Source organism: Pseudoalteromonas neustonica, from assembly GCF_001653135.1.
Taxonomy (GTDB): domain Bacteria; phylum Pseudomonadota; class Gammaproteobacteria; order Enterobacterales; family Alteromonadaceae; genus Pseudoalteromonas; species Pseudoalteromonas neustonica.
Window position 1 is genome coordinate 1 of record NZ_BDDS01000004.1, and the last position, 18,192, is coordinate 18,192.

General features: G+C 38.6%; 15 protein-coding genes. 8 read left to right on the forward strand and 7 right to left on the reverse strand.

What is annotated here, in order from left to right; all coding sequences use genetic code 11:
- Nucleotides 1-195 precede the first annotated feature (195 nt).
- From tnpB to A7967_RS07435, 5 genes are all read right to left on the reverse strand, one after another.
- Nucleotides 196-543, reverse strand: a complete 348-nt coding sequence (gene tnpB / locus A7967_RS07415) for an IS66 family insertion sequence element accessory protein TnpB (RefSeq protein WP_054206959.1) — start codon at nucleotides 541-543, stop codon at nucleotides 196-198.
- Nucleotides 540-839 (reverse strand): IS66 family insertion sequence element accessory protein TnpA, encoded by a 300-nt coding sequence (gene tnpA / locus A7967_RS07420; RefSeq protein ID WP_054206958.1) that lies wholly within the window; start codon nucleotides 837-839, stop codon nucleotides 540-542. The genes tnpB and tnpA overlap by 4 nt, the downstream gene beginning before the upstream one ends.
- Before the next feature lie 76 nt (nucleotides 840-915).
- The gene (locus A7967_RS07425; RefSeq protein ID WP_064435592.1) at nucleotides 916-3,039 is read right to left on the reverse strand and encodes a S46 family peptidase; all 2,124 of its coding nucleotides are present in this window, start codon (nucleotides 3,037-3,039) and stop codon (nucleotides 916-918) included.
- A gap of 164 nt (nucleotides 3,040-3,203) precedes the next feature.
- Nucleotides 3,204-4,475: an O-acetylhomoserine aminocarboxypropyltransferase/cysteine synthase family protein gene (locus A7967_RS07430; protein WP_054203764.1), complete on the reverse strand. Its 1,272-nt coding sequence runs from the start codon at nucleotides 4,473-4,475 to the stop codon at nucleotides 3,204-3,206.
- A gap of 344 nt (nucleotides 4,476-4,819) precedes the next feature.
- Nucleotides 4,820-6,601 (reverse strand): M61 family metallopeptidase, encoded by a 1,782-nt coding sequence (locus tag A7967_RS07435; protein WP_054203765.1) that lies wholly within the window; start codon nucleotides 6,599-6,601, stop codon nucleotides 4,820-4,822.
- A 275-nt stretch (nucleotides 6,602-6,876) separates the two neighbouring features.
- On the opposite strand from A7967_RS07435, the gene A7967_RS07440 reads away from it, so the two are divergent.
- The 8 genes from A7967_RS07440 to ilvN all read left to right on the forward strand — a co-directional run bounded on the left by A7967_RS07440 (nucleotide 6,877) and on the right by ilvN (nucleotide 17,097).
- Nucleotides 6,877-8,355 carry a GGDEF domain-containing protein gene (locus tag A7967_RS07440; protein ID WP_054203892.1) on the forward strand — a complete coding sequence of 493 codons (1,479 nt, stop codon included), beginning with the start codon at nucleotides 6,877-6,879 and terminating at the stop codon, nucleotides 8,353-8,355.
- 39 nt (nucleotides 8,356-8,394) lie between these two features.
- Entirely contained in the window at nucleotides 8,395-9,738 is a 1,344-nt protein-coding gene (ppnN, locus tag A7967_RS07445) for a nucleotide 5'-monophosphate nucleosidase PpnN (protein ID WP_054203766.1), read from the forward strand.
- A 13-nt stretch (nucleotides 9,739-9,751) separates the two neighbouring features.
- Nucleotides 9,752-10,525: a flap endonuclease Xni gene (xni, locus tag A7967_RS07450; protein ID WP_054454648.1), complete on the forward strand. Its 774-nt coding sequence runs from the start codon at nucleotides 9,752-9,754 to the stop codon at nucleotides 10,523-10,525.
- Nucleotides 10,526-10,595: 70 nt separating this feature from the next.
- Entirely contained in the window at nucleotides 10,596-10,979 is a 384-nt protein-coding gene (locus A7967_RS07455; RefSeq protein WP_054203768.1) for a DUF3192 domain-containing protein, read from the forward strand.
- A gap of 9 nt (nucleotides 10,980-10,988) precedes the next feature.
- The gene (locus tag A7967_RS07460; RefSeq protein WP_054203769.1) at nucleotides 10,989-12,674 is read left to right on the forward strand and encodes a hypothetical protein; all 1,686 of its coding nucleotides are present in this window, start codon (nucleotides 10,989-10,991) and stop codon (nucleotides 12,672-12,674) included.
- A 181-nt stretch (nucleotides 12,675-12,855) separates the two neighbouring features.
- Complete coding sequence (locus A7967_RS07465) at nucleotides 12,856-13,863, forward strand: isocitrate dehydrogenase (RefSeq protein WP_054203770.1); 1,008 nt, start codon at nucleotides 12,856-12,858, stop codon at nucleotides 13,861-13,863.
- 1,012 nt (nucleotides 13,864-14,875) lie between these two features.
- Nucleotides 14,876-16,600, forward strand: coding sequence for an acetolactate synthase 3 large subunit (locus A7967_RS07470; protein WP_054203771.1), 1,725 nt, complete (start codon nucleotides 14,876-14,878; stop codon nucleotides 16,598-16,600).
- Nucleotides 16,600-17,097, forward strand: coding sequence for an acetolactate synthase small subunit (ilvN, locus tag A7967_RS07475; protein ID WP_054203772.1), 498 nt, complete (start codon nucleotides 16,600-16,602; stop codon nucleotides 17,095-17,097). Before A7967_RS07470 ends, ilvN begins: the two co-directional genes overlap by 1 nt.
- 63 nt (nucleotides 17,098-17,160) lie before the next feature.
- On the opposite strand, the gene A7967_RS07480 is transcribed toward ilvN, so the two are convergent.
- Nucleotides 17,161-17,436 (reverse strand): HU family DNA-binding protein, encoded by a 276-nt coding sequence (locus tag A7967_RS07480; protein WP_054203773.1) that lies wholly within the window; start codon nucleotides 17,434-17,436, stop codon nucleotides 17,161-17,163.
- Between the two features lie 204 nt (nucleotides 17,437-17,640).
- The gene (locus A7967_RS07485) at nucleotides 17,641-18,177 is read right to left on the reverse strand and encodes a DUF3833 domain-containing protein (RefSeq protein ID WP_054203774.1); all 537 of its coding nucleotides are present in this window, start codon (nucleotides 18,175-18,177) and stop codon (nucleotides 17,641-17,643) included.
- Between the last annotated feature and the right edge of the window lie 15 nt (nucleotides 18,178-18,192).

An 18,192-nucleotide genomic window follows, 5' to 3' on the forward strand; every position in this document is an offset into this window, starting at 1 on the left:
GAATTTGCGCATCTTTTTCAGCAACGACTTGTTGCAACTCAAGCACCATGCGCTTGAGTTGTTCTAGGTCGTCAGGAAGTAAGTGTGCATCAATTTTCATGTTCGCAATTTAACAGAATTTGACGTTGTTTTCTTGTTTGACGCAAAGATAAAGCAGACGGTGTGGCAACGATCATTTACTGTCAATATGATCGATTAGATCATCGATTGATACTGCAATTCTTCATGACCAAGCACATCATATCCCGACAACAACCAATCCAATTGCCCAGGACTGAGTTCAAATTCTTGCAAACTGACTTTACTTGGCCATTTGAACTTTTGTTTTTCTAAGCGCTTGTACCACAAAGCAAACCCCGTTTTATCCCAGTAAACCAGCTTGAGTTTATCTTTCGATTTATTGCAGAACAAAAATAATGCGCCAGTGTAAGCATCACGTTCAAGCTCGCTTTCAACGAGTGCGACCAGACCATCAATAGACTTTCGAAAATCCACGGCGTCACGATGCAAGTAAATACGCGCGGGTTCAACAAACATTTTCATAAGGCAAGCTCACGCAACAATTGACTCAAATAAGCGACAGGCATTGTGGGTGGGAAGCTAATTTTCACGCTGCCGATAGTAAGCATGATCGGCAGTTGCTGTTCAGTGGGGGCGACGTGTTTAGTGACTTTTGCTTGAACAAAACGACTGGATTCAGTATTAAGCTTACTTCGTGCCGTATAAAAGCTTGTTTTAGATAAGGCACGTTGCTGGCAAAACTCAGTAATAGTTAAATCGCTGGCTTGTTGTTCTTCGATAATGTTACGCCACTGCTCAAGGCTACGTGTTTTTCTCATGGCTATCTCCTAATTGAAATTCAGAAATAGCTTAATCGGTTTGACGAATTACTGGCAGGTGCACTTTGCTAGACGCTTACTTATCAACTTTATCCATCACCCATAACATATAGCGTGAATCGACGTGGATTGAGCGGTTAAGTGCAGGGTTATAATCCCAATCGCCAATGATGCTTTCGTACACGCCATCAAACAATAAACCAACAAGCTCAGCTTTGCCGTTAAGTGTTGGTGAGCCTGAATTACCGCCTGTTGTGTCAACATTTGATAAGAAGTTAACTGGCACAGTATTCATACCACCGGTGTAATCGCCATACAACTTAGCTTTGATCTGTTTTTGTAGATTTTCAGGCGCATTGAATGGGTCAACATTGGTGTTTTTAGCGAGTAAACCTTCAAGTGAGGTAAATGGCGTTGCAACCAAACCATCTTGTGGCGAATAACCACCAACCGTGCCATACGTTACTCGTAAAGTGCTATTAGCATCAGCATAAACTGGTTTATTTTGTGCTTTGTTAAATGCAATGATTGCACTCATTAGTTGCGGGCGTGCAGCTTGTAATTTACCAGCAAGCGCTTTGTCTTTATCTTCTTCTGCTTTCATTACTGCAAATATCGCTTTAGCGTATTGCATAAATGGGTCTTCGCTTTGTTCTACCTGCGCTAAAGATTGTTCAAATAACGCTAAACGAGCGGCTTCATCATTAAGTGATGAATTTGCGTACATTTGCGAGAGTAATTCACTGTGCTTTGTTTTATCAAACCCATTTTGTAGTTTAAATGCGTTATCAACATCTTCAAAACGTTCTGCTTTTGGTAACGCAGCATACAACTCTAAAAAGTGTAATAAAATTGCTTTATCAACTGTTGCATCAAAACGACGTGTCATACGCTTTAAGCCCGCTTCAAAACGCGGTAAATCACGTTCTTGATAACCAGATTCACGCTCTGCATTTGGCTTTTGTTTTTCATATGCTAAACGATATAAACCACGTGCAGTGCTGATCATTTGCGAACGATGTACATAGCCAAGCATACGGTCACGTTCATTATGATTTTGAGACTGTGCAACTAAAGCCGACAATTCATCTAAGATTTTACCGTATTGATTTTTACGTTTACGATCGCTATTGATCCAGTTTGTTAGGTCTTGCTCAAACTGATTTTTACGCTCAAACATACTGCCTTTATTAAAGCTTTCAATCATTGAACCGTAGTTTTTAATGTAGTTGTTGTAGCCTGCAATTGTGCTTTCATAAGCAATTCGCGCTTTACTACCATCTTCTGAGTTTTCTTCAATCAAAGACACATACTTTGAGTTATGTTTACGCGCTTTTGGGTAGCTGGTGTTAAATACATAATCAACTTCCGCAGCAATTCGGTAGCGATTAGTACGCCCCGGGTAACCTGTTACCATAACAAAGTCGCCTTCTTGAACGCCTTTGGCACTTACACTTAGGTAAGAGTCTGGTACGTACGGTACATTGTCTTCACTAAATTCAGCTGGCTTACCATCTTTACCAACATAGGCACGGTAAAATGCAAAATCACCGGTGTGACGTGGCCACATCCAATTATCGATATCGCCGCCGTATTTTCCTACACCCATTGCCGGCGTATATGCTAAACGTACATCTTTAATTTCTAATGATTTAATAAGGTAAAACTCTAAACCACCGTGGAATGAATATACGTTGCAACGGTAATTGTCATCAGCTTCACACTGAGCTACGAGGGCTTTTTCATTTTTTTCAAGCGCATCGTAACGTGCTTTTGCGCTCAACTTTTTAGTGCCTTTGATTACTTTATCAGTTACGTTGGTCACGGTTTCTGTAACATACACGCGCGATCCTGGTGCTGCAGGTAAATCCTCAGCGGGTGTTTTTGCTAAAAAGCCGTTTTCTAAAATGTTATTTTCAGGCGTTGAGTTATATTGAATAGACCCATAAGCACAATGATGATTGGTAACGACTAAGCCTTTTGGTGATACAAAAGATGCCGTACACCCACCTAAACTAATTACAGCATTCATCGGGAATTCTGTAAGCTTAGAAATAGATTTAGCATCAATTTCAAGCCCTTTAGCCTTTAGTATTGATTCAAGTTCTGGAAGTTGATGTGGCTGCCACATTCCTTCATCTGCAATAACTGTCGTCGAAAATGCAACAGCAAGTGTTGCAATGAGAGGTTTTAAACGCATTTTATAATCCTTTTTATTTTATCCGCAATAGGGTACGCGCGAAGTATGCTTGAGGTCAATCGCCCTGCAATGAATTGTTACATTATAACGGTCAGAAACTAATATATTGATTAATTAATAAATTTGAGAGGGAAAATGCCTCTAAAAGAGGCTTCTGATTATAGTTAAGCACGCTCTAAGGCTTGGCTTACATCTGCAATAATATCGTCAATACTTTCAATGCCGACCGACAAACGAACTAAATCTCGACTAACGCCTGCATTTGCAAGCTCATCATCATTGAGTTGACGATGAGTTGTGGATGCGGGATGACAAGCAAGTGATTTGGCGTCGCCTATATTAACCAGCCGCAAGACCATATTAAGCGCATCAATAAAGCGAGCGCCTGCTTGGGCCCCGCCTTTAATGCCAAAACTTAAAATTCCAGATGCTTTTGAATCCGTCATTTTTTTACTCATTTCATTATAAGGGCTTGATGCTAAGCCTGCGTAATTAACCCAAGACACTTTAGGATGATCTTCAAGGTACTGAGCGAGTTTTTGGGCATTTTCGCAGTGACGTTCCATTCTTAAGCCAAGTGTTTCAAGACCAATTAGAATGTCTGACGCGTTTTTAGGGGCCAATGCTGCGCCTGTATTTCTTAATGGCACAACACGGCAACGGCCTATAAAAGCAGCCTCAGCGAATGCATCTGTATAAACAACATTATGATAAGACGGATCGGGCTCGTTCATCATAGCAAAACGTGTCGCATTTGCTTTCCAATCAAATTTACCCGAATCAATGATGATGCCGCCAATGGCAGTTCCGTGGCCATTAATGTATTTAGTTAATGAATGCACAACAATATCTGCACCGTGCTCAAACGGACGACATAAGTAAGGCGTTGCAACGGTATTATCAACAATCAACGGTACACCCTTTTTGTGTGCAATTTCTGCAAGGCGTGCTATATCAACAATATTACCAGCAGGGTTCCCTATTGACTCACAAAAAACAGCACGGGTATTTTCATCTATAGCATTTTCAAAAGCAGTAAAGTCGTCAGCTTTGATCATGCGAGCTTCAATACCTTGGCGTGGTAATGTGTGGGCAAATAGGTTGTACGTGCCACCGTATACCTGACTGGTGCTAACAATATTAGTGCCCACTTCACATAAACATTGTATTGCGTAAGTAATTGCGGCCATTCCAGAAGCAACTGCCAAGGCACCAATTCCGCCCTCCATTGCAGCTAGTCGCTGCTCAAGAACTGCGTTGGTGGGATTCATGATTCGAGTGTAAATATTACCTGGTACTTTTAAGTCAAATAAATCAGCGCCATGCTGAGTGTTATCAAATGTATAAGATGAAGTATGATAAATAGGCACCGCGGCAGATTTTGTGGTGGCTTCTGATTCATAGCCATGATGAAGTGCTAACGACTCTAATTTCATTATTATTCCTTTTAATTGATGAACTACGTGTAACTTAGCACCTTTCACTTCGTTGGTTCAATTTTTAAGCTCTATGTAGCTTAAAACACTGTAAGTTGATCTGTAGATCACATGTTCAAGCAAAGTTTGGTTAATAACAAAAAAAGGAGCCGCAGCTCCATTTATACCCAAGCCATCTCAAGATCCAGTTTCAGTTGGAATTAAAAGCGATTTAGGCAAGGCATTGATTGAAAATAATGGTTGTTCCCTTATTAAAATCAATAATGCAGTGTAAATCGCTTTTAAACCAACCCGTTGGGCGTCTCATCTTGAGGTAGTTTGGGTATAGTCATTCGTCATGTTAATTATTTAACTAGATTAGGATGATCGACCCCCATCCATGCTTTAAACAATGCCATTTGCTGTTCAGTAGCCTCTTTATTTACGACGATTTTTTTAGCTTTATCAAAGTCTTCAGTAAGAGTTAGTGTCGTGCTTTGTAGTGCATCACGGCGTATAAAGTCAACCGTCACTTTGTCACCCGCTTTGAATGTTTCCAGACTCGCTTTTAAATCTTTTCCAACATGCTTTTTGTTAATTGCTACAATTTTATCTGCCGTTGTTAAGCCAGCTTGCCACGCAGCACCACCACGGCGAACATGCGTTAGCGTAAGTAACTCGCCACTATTTTTAGCCATCGCATCAACACTTGCTAATGTTTTAGCACCTTTAGGGCGTTCAAGCACAAGCCCTACTTTATTAAGTAAAATATCAAAATCAATTTTAGCTGGAGAGTCTACATTTGCAGCCCACCACGTACTATAGTCACGCCCAGTTAAGTCTTTTAAAATCGCTTTCACATTATCAACGCTAAACCCTTGTGGGAGTTTATGTAAATTATAAAGAGCACGATGAACATCGCGATAACTTTGCTTTCCTTGGCTATTCTCAAGTAGATCAATATCAAGCGCCATGGAGATTAATGACCCTTCTAAGTATATATTGGTGCTATAGTTACGCGCGTGGTCACCACCTTGATTAATCCATTTATCAAAACTTGTTTCTGTGGCGCTTTGTACGTCCCGACCCGGCGTTAATAAATGGCGGTTAACTGTTTTTGTTAAACTTTTAAAAAACTCATCTGTCGTTGATATACCAGAACGAACCATTAAATGATCTTCAAAGTAACTAGTTGAACCTTCAGCAATCCACAGTAACTTGTCAAAATTCATATTCGTATAATCATAAGGTACTAACCCTTCTGGGCGGTACGCTTTGACATTCCACGTATGAATAAATTCATGCGCTGCCGTACTAATAAATGCCAGGTAATCTTCGCGCGAACCAAAACGATCTCGCGGTCGTTGAATGATTGTTGAGTTTAAATGCTCTGTTGCACCACCAGCACCTGATGTGGCATGCACCATAAATACATAGCGCTCGTACGGATAATCATCCCAGATCACATTACCTGTTGTGACTAGTTTTTTAAGGTCTTTTAACATTAAGTCAACGTCATAGTTCCCTTCTCCCCAGATCACTAGCTCATAGTCGCGACCACCCACTTTAAAAGTATGATGTTCATTAAGACCTGTTTCGATTGGCGAATCGACCAGTACATCATAATCTGCAGCTTTAAAACTATGTTTTGAGCCTGCGTTATCCATTCCTGACACAGAACGCCACGCTTTTGGAACATCTAGGGTTACCGTCACAGGCTCTTGACGAAATGACTCACTAAACATAAAAAAGCCGGATGCATCAATAAATGCATGACTATCGTCAATATGACGGGCACGCTTACCTAATTCATTGGCATACACTTGGTAATCTATTTGCACATCAGTTGGTTCGTCTAAGTGCACACGCCATGTACTGGCATTTATTTTTTCCCAATTAAGCGCTTTACCTTCATCATCTTTTGCTTGAAAAAAACGCACACCATTAGCCAGATTTAAAATCTCATAACGACCCGTGCGCCATGCCGGTAATTTAACATCTAAATGAGCTTGTGCTGTTTGAGGAAACGCAACACTTACATTCCCTAAATGATGCTCTGGTTGAGTGATCTCAAGAGAGTAATTTACGTCAGCGAATGCTGACGGAGAGAGTGCTGCTAATACCGATAATGCTAAAAAACGTTTCATATAGACTCTTTATTCTAAATTATCATTGCTATGTTATAAATTAGCCTAACAATGATGGCTATTAATGTGAATTAAAAGCGACAAAAAGACACAGTTATAAGCCCGATGAATAAAAATCACCATCAAATGCTAAGTTTTTGACTTCGCGACTACATTTGTTCCAATTTTGTTGTAAACTTAAGGCAATATAAAGATTTAATCAATGGCGGTAGCTATCAGTGTCACAACAGATCGAAGTTTTAAATAAAAAACTTAAACAAGCCATTGAGTCGCGCATGGTGATAGAGCATGCGCGCAAACAACAGGTCGATACATTAACCCATTTTTCAGCTAAATTATCATTAAGCTGTAAAGGTATGGACATTGAACTTGATAACCGTTTAGCTAAATTTCGTAGTGCATTAGCAAAAGGGGTCGATTTTGAAATGTTCGCGCCGCTTATTGATGAAGTTCTTACTCTATTAAAGGGGCAAGAAGCCCTACAGTCAGCTCATCAGCGTGAACTTTACAATAGTGTTCAAGATGCCGGTAAACAGCTGCAAAAAACAAAAGGGCTGCCTGATGACGCAAGACGTACGCTACGTCACTTGCTCGATCATGAATTAAATCAGGTCCAATCAAATAGGGATTTCATTCCTATTCTTAACCGCCTTGTTACTATTTACCATCAAGCTTTACATGCAAAACTTACATTAACTGACTCTAAGCAAGCATCATTACAACCCTCATTGGCAAAAGAACTCTTAAATTTAGCCAATGATTTAGTCTTTGAAGATGAAGCTGCGGAACAAGTTAAAACTATAAAAAATAATATCTCTGAAACGGATACTGTGGATGACTTATTAGTTTCAGCAATTGAAATTATCCGTATTATTGCCGGTAATATAAGTAAAGAGCGGCAATCCGCTCAAAGCTTTTTAGTATCATTAAATCAGACACTTGAAGAATTACATCATTCAATTGTCTCAACCAGCAAACACTCACAATCGATGGGAGCTGAATTTGATGCACTTAATAAACGAATCGAAAGTAAAATAAATAATTTAACGTCACAAACGCAAAATGCAACGTCTATCTCATCGTTAAAGGCACTCGTTGATAATGAATTAAAGTCGCTTAGCCAAGATTTAATTGAAAAAGAACGCCTTGAACAAGAAGACCGTCAAGCGTTAATTTCCAGTTTTAACGAAATAAATCAACGAATTGGTAGTTTAGAAGGCAAGCTATCCAAGTATAAAAAACGTTTACATGAACAGCGTTTTAAAAGCCTACTCGATGGTTTAACTAAATTACCTAATCGTGCTGCATTTGATGAACGCTTTAATCATGAGTTTCACCTTTTTGCAGTCCAAGAATCAGATATGACATTAGTGGTTATTGATGTTGATCACTTTAAGTCAATTAATGATAAGTATGGACACAGTGCTGGTGACAAAACATTGCAAGTAATTGCAAAAGCGTTGCAAATGTCGATTCGTAAATCTGACTTTATTGCACGTTATGGTGGCGAAGAGTTTGTTTTATTAATGCCAGGTATGTCACTTGAACATGCAAGTCAGCCCCTTGAAAAACTACGTAAGGCTGTGAAAGGCATTCCATTTAAATTTAAGAATAAACAAGTCGAAATTACAATTTCACTTGGTGTTACTCAGTTTAAAAAAGGGGATACCCCTTTAAGTGCATTTGATCGCGCTGATGATGCGCTTTACAAAGCTAAAAATACAGGTCGTGACCGAATATGTATCAGTAAATAATCACGACCACCGAACTGCTTTTCAGCAAGGAGAATGCCTATGTTAATACAGTTAAACCCAACCGGTGTGTTAGATTTACTGTCACAATTAGAAGTAGACCTATTAGAGCAATCGTCCACGAGTGAACGTTATAAATTATTTAGAAATTGCGCGTTAGCAGTACTTAATGTTGGTAGCCATACAGATTCAAGCCTTGAAATTTATAATAAATATAAAGACTTTGACATTCGCTTAGTAAGTCGTGAGCGAGGCATTAAGATTGAATTAATTAACCCCCCTACTACGGCTTTTGTTGATGGTGAAATTATTACAGGTATCCACGAGCATATATTCTCTGTGATACGCGACATCTTGTTTATTTGCCAAAAATACGAAAAAGACTTAACAGATCAAAAAAGCATTACTCATATGGTCTTTGATATGTTGCGTAATGCTGCTGCACTTCGCGTGAACAGCGATCCGAGTATGATAGTTTGCTGGGGCGGACATTCGATCAATGAAGTTGAATATAAATATACCAAACAAGTTGGTTATGAACTGGGCTTAAGAGGCTTAAACATTTGTACCGGTTGTGGCCCTGGCGCAATGAAAGGTCCAATGAAAGGCGCAACGATTGGTCACGCCAAACAACGTAATACCAACAACCGTTATTTAGGTTTAACAGAACCAAGCATTATTGCCGCAGAGCCACCTAATCCAATCGTTAACGAACTCGTTATCCTCCCTGATATAGAAAAGCGCCTTGAAGCATTTATTAGAACGGCTCACGGTATTATTATCTTTCCAGGTGGTGCGGGAACGGCCGAAGAGCTGCTTTATTTACTTGGCATTTTATTACATCCTGAGAATCAAAAGCAGTCGTTACCTGTCATTTTAACTGGGCCTAAAGAAAGCGAAAATTATTTCATTGAACTCTGCAAATTTGTAGAAATGACGTTAGGCACTGAAGCTCTTGATAAATTTGAAGTGATCATTGATAACCCTGAATTAGTGGGTATTAAATTAAAATCTGCGATGGCTAATGTACGCGATTACCGCAAGAGCCAAGGCGATGCTTACTACTTTAACTGGACACTGAAAATAGAAAACGATTTTCAACAGCCATTTTCCCCAACGCATAAAAATATGGCGGGACTTGATCTTCATTTAGATCAACCTAAGCAACAGCTTGCAGCTAATCTACGTCGTGCATTCTCTGGCATTGTTGCCGGCAATGTAAAAGATGAAGGGATCCAAGCAATAAAACAAGACGGTCGCTTTATTTTAAGTGGTGAACCTGAATTAATGAACGCCATGGATAAATTATTACGTGCATTTGTTGAACAAGGACGAATGAAACTTCCCGGCAGTAAATATACTCCATGTTACGAAATTAAAGCATGAGGATTTTTATTTAGTGTCTGGACAATTACTTTTAATAGATGCGCTTAATTTAATTAGGCGTATCTATGCTGTTGATAGTAATCAAAATAAAGGCAGCGATGAGCAAATGATTATAACGTGCTGCGCGCGTGTAGCGCATGCCTGTGAAAAATTACTAAAAATCACCCAAGCAACACATGCTATTGCAGTCTTTGATGGCGATAAAAGCTGGCGTTATCATTATTACAAGCAGTATAAAAGTAGCAGAGCACCAATGCCTGAAACTTTAAGAAATTCACTCGCTAAATTTAAACACGCCATAGAGCAAACTGGTATTATTGTTTTTGCACCCGTTAATGATGAAGCTGATGATATTATTGCCACTTTAGCGCATAAGATGGCAAAGAATCAGCTACATTCGACTATTGTATCTACCGACAAGGGCTTTTTACCTAGCCTAAATAATTACATTAGTGTGTACGACTATTTTAAAAAAGAGTATCTAGATTTAAATTCCATACACCAACGCTTTGGTGTTGAACAAGCTAGGTTGATTGATTTTTGGGCCATGGCTGGTGATAAAACCAATGATATTCCTGGAATAAAAGGTGTTGGAACTAAAACAGCACAAGACGTGATAGCTAAACACGCTGATATTACGTTAGCCGCCAATGATGAATCGCTTTCTCCCGGCACCCGTAAAAAACTAGCGTCTGGTATGGAAGACTATATTATTTCAAAAAACTTGGTTAGTTTGCGCACAGATATAAACTTAGGCTTTAGTTTAAAGCAGTTAAGACTCAATTAATCGCATTAGCATGGCACTGAATTTCAACTATGCGTATACTCAATTTTAAGTTTCAGTGTAAGAGTGTCAGATGTTTAAAAAGGTTTTTCGCTATCTAATATTAGGTTTAGGTGTCTATGCTTTAATTGCTACCTTGGTTATTACTTTTTATAAAGATGACCCTCAAGCAATGATTTGGCAAGACCGCGAAGCTTTCAATAAGCGTTATATTGATAAGTTAACGATAGAAAATCCCGTTAATTTGAACAGCGTATTAGATTATTTAGGTAGTCCAGATCTTACCTTTGCAAAGCGTGATAAAGAAGAAGTATGGCAAATTATTTTCTACCGCACTCAGCATATAAAGTCAGACGGGATCACCACTATGGATGAGTGCTCGGGGTTACTATTTAAAAATGGTGAATTAGTTTTATGGGGCCCAAGTGCATTTGATGCCTATCAGCGCGAAGGATAATATTAAATAATGGATACCGTCAATCCACAATCACTGGTAACCCTTTTTGAAAAAACACACCAAGTGCTGCGCTGTTATAATAATAAAAGCCAATGGCCCAATATTTATCCACTACTTAGTCAATTAGCTGAACGCTATTATCAAGTCTATGAGCACACACCACATGCTATGCAGGCTCAACTTACTTTGTACGTAAAAAGCTATGGGTATACGACGAACCTAGTTGTCAATCAATGTGTATTGATCACCGCATTTTGCAAAAGTTTAGGTTATGATAGTAAAGTTACACAACAACTCATTTTTGTTTGCCTTACAAACTACTTATGTGTTCAAACGCAAAGTAACAAGTTAGCACTTCGCCAACCACTTAATTTACAAGAAAAAAAGCAGTGGCAATGTCGCCACCAGCTTGCTATTAAACTTTTGCAATCTTCTCAGGTGCCAACGGATAATATCTCAGCAGTTTTAGCACGACTAAATAAATACAAACAAGCCTTACTTAGCACACCACAAATTATGATTTACGATGGCGCAACAATTTTAGTCGCCCTTGCAAATATAATCGCGATGAATATAACTTATCGTGAACACAATGATCATATCAGCGTTTATAAAGCGGTGGCTGATATTTACTTACGTACACCCAATCAGTTTGCACAATACGCACTAAAAAGCATCATTGCACACATAGGCCCCTTTGTACCTGGAAGTGTTGTTAAACATGGTGAACAGGATCTCGTTTACATCGGTGAAGATAAAACTCAAAAACACCTTGTTATTTCTATTGATACAGAGCAAAAAATACGCTGGCATAGTATTAAAGCGCAACTAGATGCCAATGCTAAACAACGGCCTATTATAGATAAGCGAGTTTTATTCAGTGTTTGGTTTAGTGAGCACCTTGTAAAGAATGAGGAAGTTAATGAGCAGCAACAAGCGCTTTTAATACTGATAAGCCAAGTTAAAGTACAACATGAATATTCATACACGGCACTGATTAAATTATTACAGAATCAAACTCAAACAATTGAAAATTTATGTCAGTCAGTTAAACCTTATAATAAAGAAAATTTACCTGGTAAAGACTTACGGCATAGCCTGTGTATGGTCGGCCTAGATAATGCCCCCGCAATAATACAGCACGTACTATTTGAGCAGCTTGTAACATCCCATAAGCACCCTTTACAGCGTCATATTCATTGTCGTTTACGCGGTATAATTAATATTCTAGCACTGTTTTTCAGACATAATAGTGAGCAACAATTTGAGCAACTTGCCTTGCCTGTTTATGCATATATAAGTTATTTGATTGAGCACGCAAGTACTGATCTAAGCCGAAAAACATTGCATAGTAAAGAACCAAATAATGATAAAAGCCCCCTACTCTCATGGTTATTTGGTGTTCGACAGTTAGACCCTGACTCCCTCAGCCAGTACTTACTCACCGTTTTAAGTGATAACCCATGGACTCAAGCCTTATTAGATGCTGAGCAACATAAAAAGAAATCACTCAGTGATTCGGCTAAGTTATGGGTTGCGGTTAAGTTAATTTCAACACAAGTATATCAACCAAAATACGTACTCAGCCCGTGGCAAAAGCAAATTTTAGATTCTGTATTAAAAGAACTTGGCTGGCCTAGTACTGCGAATTTTTATTCACAATTAACCAGCCTAGGTTTAAGTAATAGTGTATAAACAGCGCATTTTATAAGACATATTGACTATTTTCACGGTTTTTACTGGCAAAAAGTTGAATAAATTGCTATAAAAGCCGCTTAAATTTTCAAACTCATTCACGTAAATTATCTAACAAGTTATCGCAGTTTATTTTTGCGACATATTTACGTGTATTTCTAACTCGTAATAGGAAAAGTTCATGACCAAAAAAATCATCACAGTAATCAAAGGCGACGGTATCGGTCCAAGTATTATTGATTCAGCTCTTGAGATATTACAAGCCGCAGGATGCGATTTTGATTATGAATTCGTTGATGCTGGTCTAGCTGCCTTAGAGAAAACAGGTGAATTATTACCGCAAGAGACTATTGACACTATTGCACGTAATAAAATCACTTTAAAGGGCCCATTAACAACGCCTGTTGGTGAAGGTTTTACTTCAATCAACGTCACATTACGTAAGCAATTTGGTTTATACGCAAACGTGCGCCCAGTAAAATCATTTGTCGGAACAAAAGCCCGCTACGATGATATTGATATCATCACAGTACGTGAAAATACACAGGGTATGTATTCAGGTTTAGGCCAAGTGACTTCAGAAGATGGTAACGAAGCACAAGCAATGTCAATGATCACGCGTGACGGTGCTGAGAAAATCGTTACTTTTGCATATGAGCTTGCCGTTCGTGAAGGCCGTAAAAAAGTAACAGCTGTTCACAAAGCTAACATTTTAAAATCAACATCAGGTTTATTCTTAAAAGTAGCACGTGAAGTTGCAGAGCGTTACCCTGAAATTGAATCAACAGAAATGATTGTTGATGCTACTTGTATGAAATTAGTAATGAGCCCAGAAGAGTTTGACGTTATTGTTACAACAAACCTTTTTGGTGATATTTTATCTGACTTATGTGCAGGTCTAGTTGGTGGTCTTGGTATGGCGCCAGGTGCTAATATTGGTGAAGATGCAGCGATTTTTGAGGCTGTACATGGTAGTGCACCTGACATCGCGGGTAAAAACTTAGCAAACCCGACATCTGTGATCCTAGCGTCAATTCAAATGCTGGAGCATTTAGAAATGGGTGATACAGCTGAGCGCATCCGTAGCGCTGTAGCTGATGTGATTAAGACCGGTGATCGTACAACGCGTGATCTAGGTGGCAACCACGGAACTACCGATTTCACTCAAGCTGTAATTGACCGTCTATAATTTTTTCTGAACGGTTAAAAAGCACAAAAAACCAGTGTTAAAACTGGTTTTTTTGTGCCTGTCAATTTTCGATTCAACGGCCCTTTGTACTAACAATTTTATACCAATCGAGTTAAGTTACTGACCACTTATAGCGACAGGTAAATACGGTGATAACAAGGCATAAATTTTGACATGGTGTTGATCTCGGCAATTGCTCCTGCATTGCTCTACCTCCTGCATCCATGCAGTCGAACATGAAAAATTTATAACGCTGTTAGCGCTTTATTTAGCCCGCTAGAATGGTTAAATATCTAAGTCGATTGGTATTAGTACTCAATTCATAGACGTTTAATGAATAAATTAAGCGCTATCACCTATGCTCATCCCTGCAACATCAGCTGAATACCCTGTGTTCAATCTTTAATTAATTGTATGAAATAGCATCTAAAAATATTTATCTCTCACATAATTAGAGCTCAACACCATTCCTATTATTAAGCTTTGTCATCGTAACGTCTTTGTCTACAATTAGACTCTGTAGCTGAGATCAAATCATCGCTCCATCAACAGCTATCATTTTAAGCATAAATTCTTTAATTACCTCGTAAAAAAACACATTTTAAAGCTAGCTTAAAATAAAAAACCAATTAATTTGGAATTTTAATGCAAGATAGTCTTGCTGGCGGTTGACATTAGGTAGTAAAACACTTAAAAATAGAGGTAATAAAAAAGTGAATTAATTGTGTCTTAGGCACCGAGTAATTAAATAGTTCATTAGAAATTTCATAACAAACATACAGAAGAAAAGTAATATTATGAAACATCAATTTCACCAAATAAACGTTCTCGTACTGGTCTTAGTCTTAAGCCCTGCGAGGATGTATTAAAAGGTGAAACAGCTTTTTAAAAACCCTCGCTCCAGCGGGGGTTTTTTTATGCATTTAAATTGTAATACTAATTTAATTAAGTCTATTAGGTAACTATTTACTTGTAACCTTAATTAAAAGTATCAGGTACGTGAGGAATGAGGATGAGTACGAAACAATATAATGGCTCCGAACTAGTGGTTCAGGCATTAAAAGAGTTAAAGGTTAAATATATATTTGGCTACCCCGGTGGCTCTGTATTAGATCTTTATGATGCTTTATTTCAACAAGATGATGTTGAGCATATTTTAGTAAGACATGAACAAGCAGCAACGCACATGGCCGATGGCTATGCGCGTGCTACAGGCGATGTTGGGGTGGTTTTAGCTACTTCTGGGCCAGGTGCTACAAACTGCATAACGGGCATTGCGACAGCGTACATGGATTCAATTCCAATGGTTGTATTATCAGGTCAAGTACCTACTAACTTAATTGGTGATGATGCATTTCAGGAAACCGATATTATTGGCTGTTCTCGCCCTATTGTTAAACATAGTTTTAACTGTCGTAGCGCTAAAGATATTCCAACAATTTTAGCTAAGGCATTTTATATCGCAAGTAGCGGCCGCCCAGGGCCTGTCGTTGTTGAACTGCCAAAAGACATGTTAAACCCAGCGTTAAAATTTGATTTTGAATTCCCTTCCACAACCGAATTACGAACCTACAACCCTAATACTAAAGGTCATTCAAAACAAATACGCAAAGCTGTAACTGCTATATTAGAAGCTAAAAAATTAGTTATTTATTCTGGCGGCGGTATCATCATTTCAAATACCTCAGAGCAACTAACACGTTTAGTAGAGTCACTTAATGCGCCAATTACCAATACTCTAATGGGTTTAGGTGGCATCAGTGGTGTACACCCCAACTTTATTGGCATGCTAGGCATGCACGGCAGCCTAGAAGCCAACAAAGCAATGGCCAATGCTGATGTAATCTTAGCCTTAGGTGCTCGTTTTGATGACAGGGTAACCAACAATGTTAAAAAGTTTTGCCCGAATGCAACTATTGTCCATGTTGATGTCGATCCAACATCTATTTCGAAAACAATAAAAGCCCATATTCCTGTCGTAGGTTGCCTTGCAACGGTACTTGAACAATTACAGACCGCGATAGATAAAAGCCCTTTAAATATAGACCGAAGTGCCCAAGAAGATTGGTGGCGTCAGATCATCAGCTGGCGCGAGCAAAAGTGCTTAAGCTACAGCAATGATGGCGAAAAAATAAAACCACAAGCTGTTATTGAAGCCCTCTATAAAGCAACAAATGGTGACGCTTATATCAGCTCAGATGTTGGCCAACATCAAATGTTTGCTGCACAATACTATCCGTTTAAAAATCCACGCCAATGGATCAACTCAGGGGGCTTAGGCACCATGGGTTTCGGTTTACCTGCAGCTATGGGCGTGAAGCTGGCATTTCCTGATAAAGAGTCAATTTGTGTGACTGGAGATGGTTCAATTCAAATGAATATTCAAGAATTATCAACCTGCATGCAATACAACTTAGCAGTCAAAATTGTTTCTTTGAATAATCGCTCATTAGGTATGGTACGCCAATGGCAAGATATGGTTTATGGTGGTCGCCACTCATCATCTTATATGGACTCACTGCCTGACTTTGTAAAATTAGCTGAAAGTTATGGTCACGTAGGCATTAGGGTAAATACACTAGATGAGTTACAGCCTGCGATTGACAAAGCTATGGCGATTACTGACAAGTTAGTATTTTTAGATATTTGTGTTGATGAAAAAGAACACGTTTACCCAATGCAGATTAAACTTGGGTCAATTGATGAAATGTGGCTACGTAAAGGAGTAAAAGCATAATGCGCCGTATACTATCTATTTTACTAGAAAATGAGCCAGGTGCCTTGTCGCGTATAGTTGGTCTGTTTTCACAACGCGCCTATAATATTGATAGCTTAACTGTAGGCACTACTGATGATCATTCATTATCACGGATCACCATCACCACAATGGGAGATGACCGTATTGTTGAACAAATCACTAAGCAAGTTAATAAACTTGTGGATGTTTTAAAAATCATCGACCTGACTGAAATAGCACATATTGAGCGTGAGTTATTACTCGTGAAAGTTCATGCTCAAGATGAGGCTAAACGTTCGGCAGTTACTCGCGTAGCCGATGTATTTAACGGCGCTATTTTAGATATGGGCCGCAATAGTTATACATTACAGCTCGTTAGCAGTACAGATAAAATTGAATCATTTTTAGACACTTTACGCCATGAGACCGATATTATCGAAGTGGTACGTTCTGGGGCTGTAGGCATAGGCCGTGGTGATAAAGCGTTAAGAATATAATAATTAAAAAGCACAAAAAAAGGGCTAAACAGCCCTTTTTTTGTTAATAAGTGCTTTAACTTATTAAGGATTAACTTGGTCTTTTAGACCTTTGCCTGCTTTAAAGCTTGGGATAGTTGCCGCTGAAATTTGAATTTCTGCACCTGTTTGTGGGTTACGGCCAGTACGTGCAGCACGCTCTTTTACTGAGAAAGTACCAAAACCAACTAATGCAACAGAATCACCTTCTTTTAAAGATGTTGTTACAGCACCAGTAAACGCGTCAAGTGCACGTGTAGCCGCTGCTTTAGAGATTTCTGCATCAGTAGCGATTTTTTCAACTAATTGAGCTTTATTCATTTGTTAAATTCCTATTCGTTATTATTTTGCCTTCGCAAAACCTATCTTTATGCATTTTTTAAGTATTGGCAACAGCAAATTGCCATTTTTGTTTAAATTCTTAATAAATGGATAAAATTTGGATAATAGTCTTAAAAAATAATGCTTATATCATTAACGAATACTGAATTTAATGACTTTTTAATACTATTATAAAAAAACTATCTACTGTTCAATTTTTTCAATCACCAAAGTAACTTCACCAACCTCAATACCAAATTTATCAATAGCGGTACGGTTAATCAAGCGAGAATCTGTTACCAAGTACATCCAATCGTCAAAGTTAACTTCATAACTGCTACCATCAACAGACAACTCTAAAGAATATGTCCAATGAAAAACACTTCCATTACTCGCACCTTGCGCTATCCCAATGACATCACTAGCAGTTCCTGTTAATGTATTATCATCGTTTAAAGTTATATACCAAACGCGGCGCTGTGTTTCCCCATCATCGTAAACAAAATCTTCTTCTATAACGCCCTTATTGCCATCCCAAAACGCATCCATATCAACAACTAGCTTACGGGTAAGTTCGCCTTTATAATCTTGTACGACACCGTAGGCTTTCAATTTACCATTGAAGAATGTCTTAAAATTAAACTCAGGCTGGCTTTGGCTGTAATAATCGACATCGGGCGCTGCACAGCTCGTTAAAAAAACAAGCATAAATAGAATTAAACCACGGATTGTATTGTTCATATTATTTCCTATTGA

Bases quoted from the DNA above. Each gene is read 5' to 3' on its own strand.
- tnpB (WP_054206959.1), bottom strand. From the start codon at position 543: ATGAAAATGTTTGTTGAACCCGCGCGTATTTACTTGCATCGTGACGCC.
- A7967_RS07435 (WP_054203765.1), bottom strand. From the start codon at position 6,601: ATGAAACGTTTTTTAGCATTATCGGTATTAGCAGCACTCTCTCCGTCA.
- A7967_RS07480 (WP_054203773.1), bottom strand. From the start codon at position 17,436: ATGAATAAAGCTCAATTAGTTGAAAAAATCGCTACTGATGCAGAAATC.
- A7967_RS07465 (WP_054203770.1), top strand. From the start codon at position 12,856: ATGACCAAAAAAATCATCACAGTAATCAAAGGCGACGGTATCGGTCCA.
- A7967_RS07455 (WP_054203768.1), top strand. From the start codon at position 10,596: ATGTTTAAAAAGGTTTTTCGCTATCTAATATTAGGTTTAGGTGTCTAT.
- A7967_RS07430 (WP_054203764.1), bottom strand. From the start codon at position 4,475: ATGAAATTAGAGTCGTTAGCACTTCATCATGGCTATGAATCAGAAGCC.
- A7967_RS07470 (WP_054203771.1), top strand. From the start codon at position 14,876: ATGAGTACGAAACAATATAATGGCTCCGAACTAGTGGTTCAGGCATTA.
- tnpA (WP_054206958.1), bottom strand. From the start codon at position 839: ATGAGAAAAACACGTAGCCTTGAGCAGTGGCGTAACATTATCGAAGAA.
- A7967_RS07485 (WP_054203774.1), bottom strand. From the start codon at position 18,177: ATGAACAATACAATCCGTGGTTTAATTCTATTTATGCTTGTTTTTTTA.
- A7967_RS07460 (WP_054203769.1), top strand. From the start codon at position 10,989: ATGGATACCGTCAATCCACAATCACTGGTAACCCTTTTTGAAAAAACA.
- ilvN (WP_054203772.1), top strand. From the start codon at position 16,600: ATGCGCCGTATACTATCTATTTTACTAGAAAATGAGCCAGGTGCCTTG.
- A7967_RS07440 (WP_054203892.1), top strand. From the start codon at position 6,877: ATGGTGATAGAGCATGCGCGCAAACAACAGGTCGATACATTAACCCAT.
- A7967_RS07425 (WP_064435592.1), bottom strand. From the start codon at position 3,039: ATGCGTTTAAAACCTCTCATTGCAACACTTGCTGTTGCATTTTCGACG.
- ppnN (WP_054203766.1), top strand. From the start codon at position 8,395: ATGTTAATACAGTTAAACCCAACCGGTGTGTTAGATTTACTGTCACAA.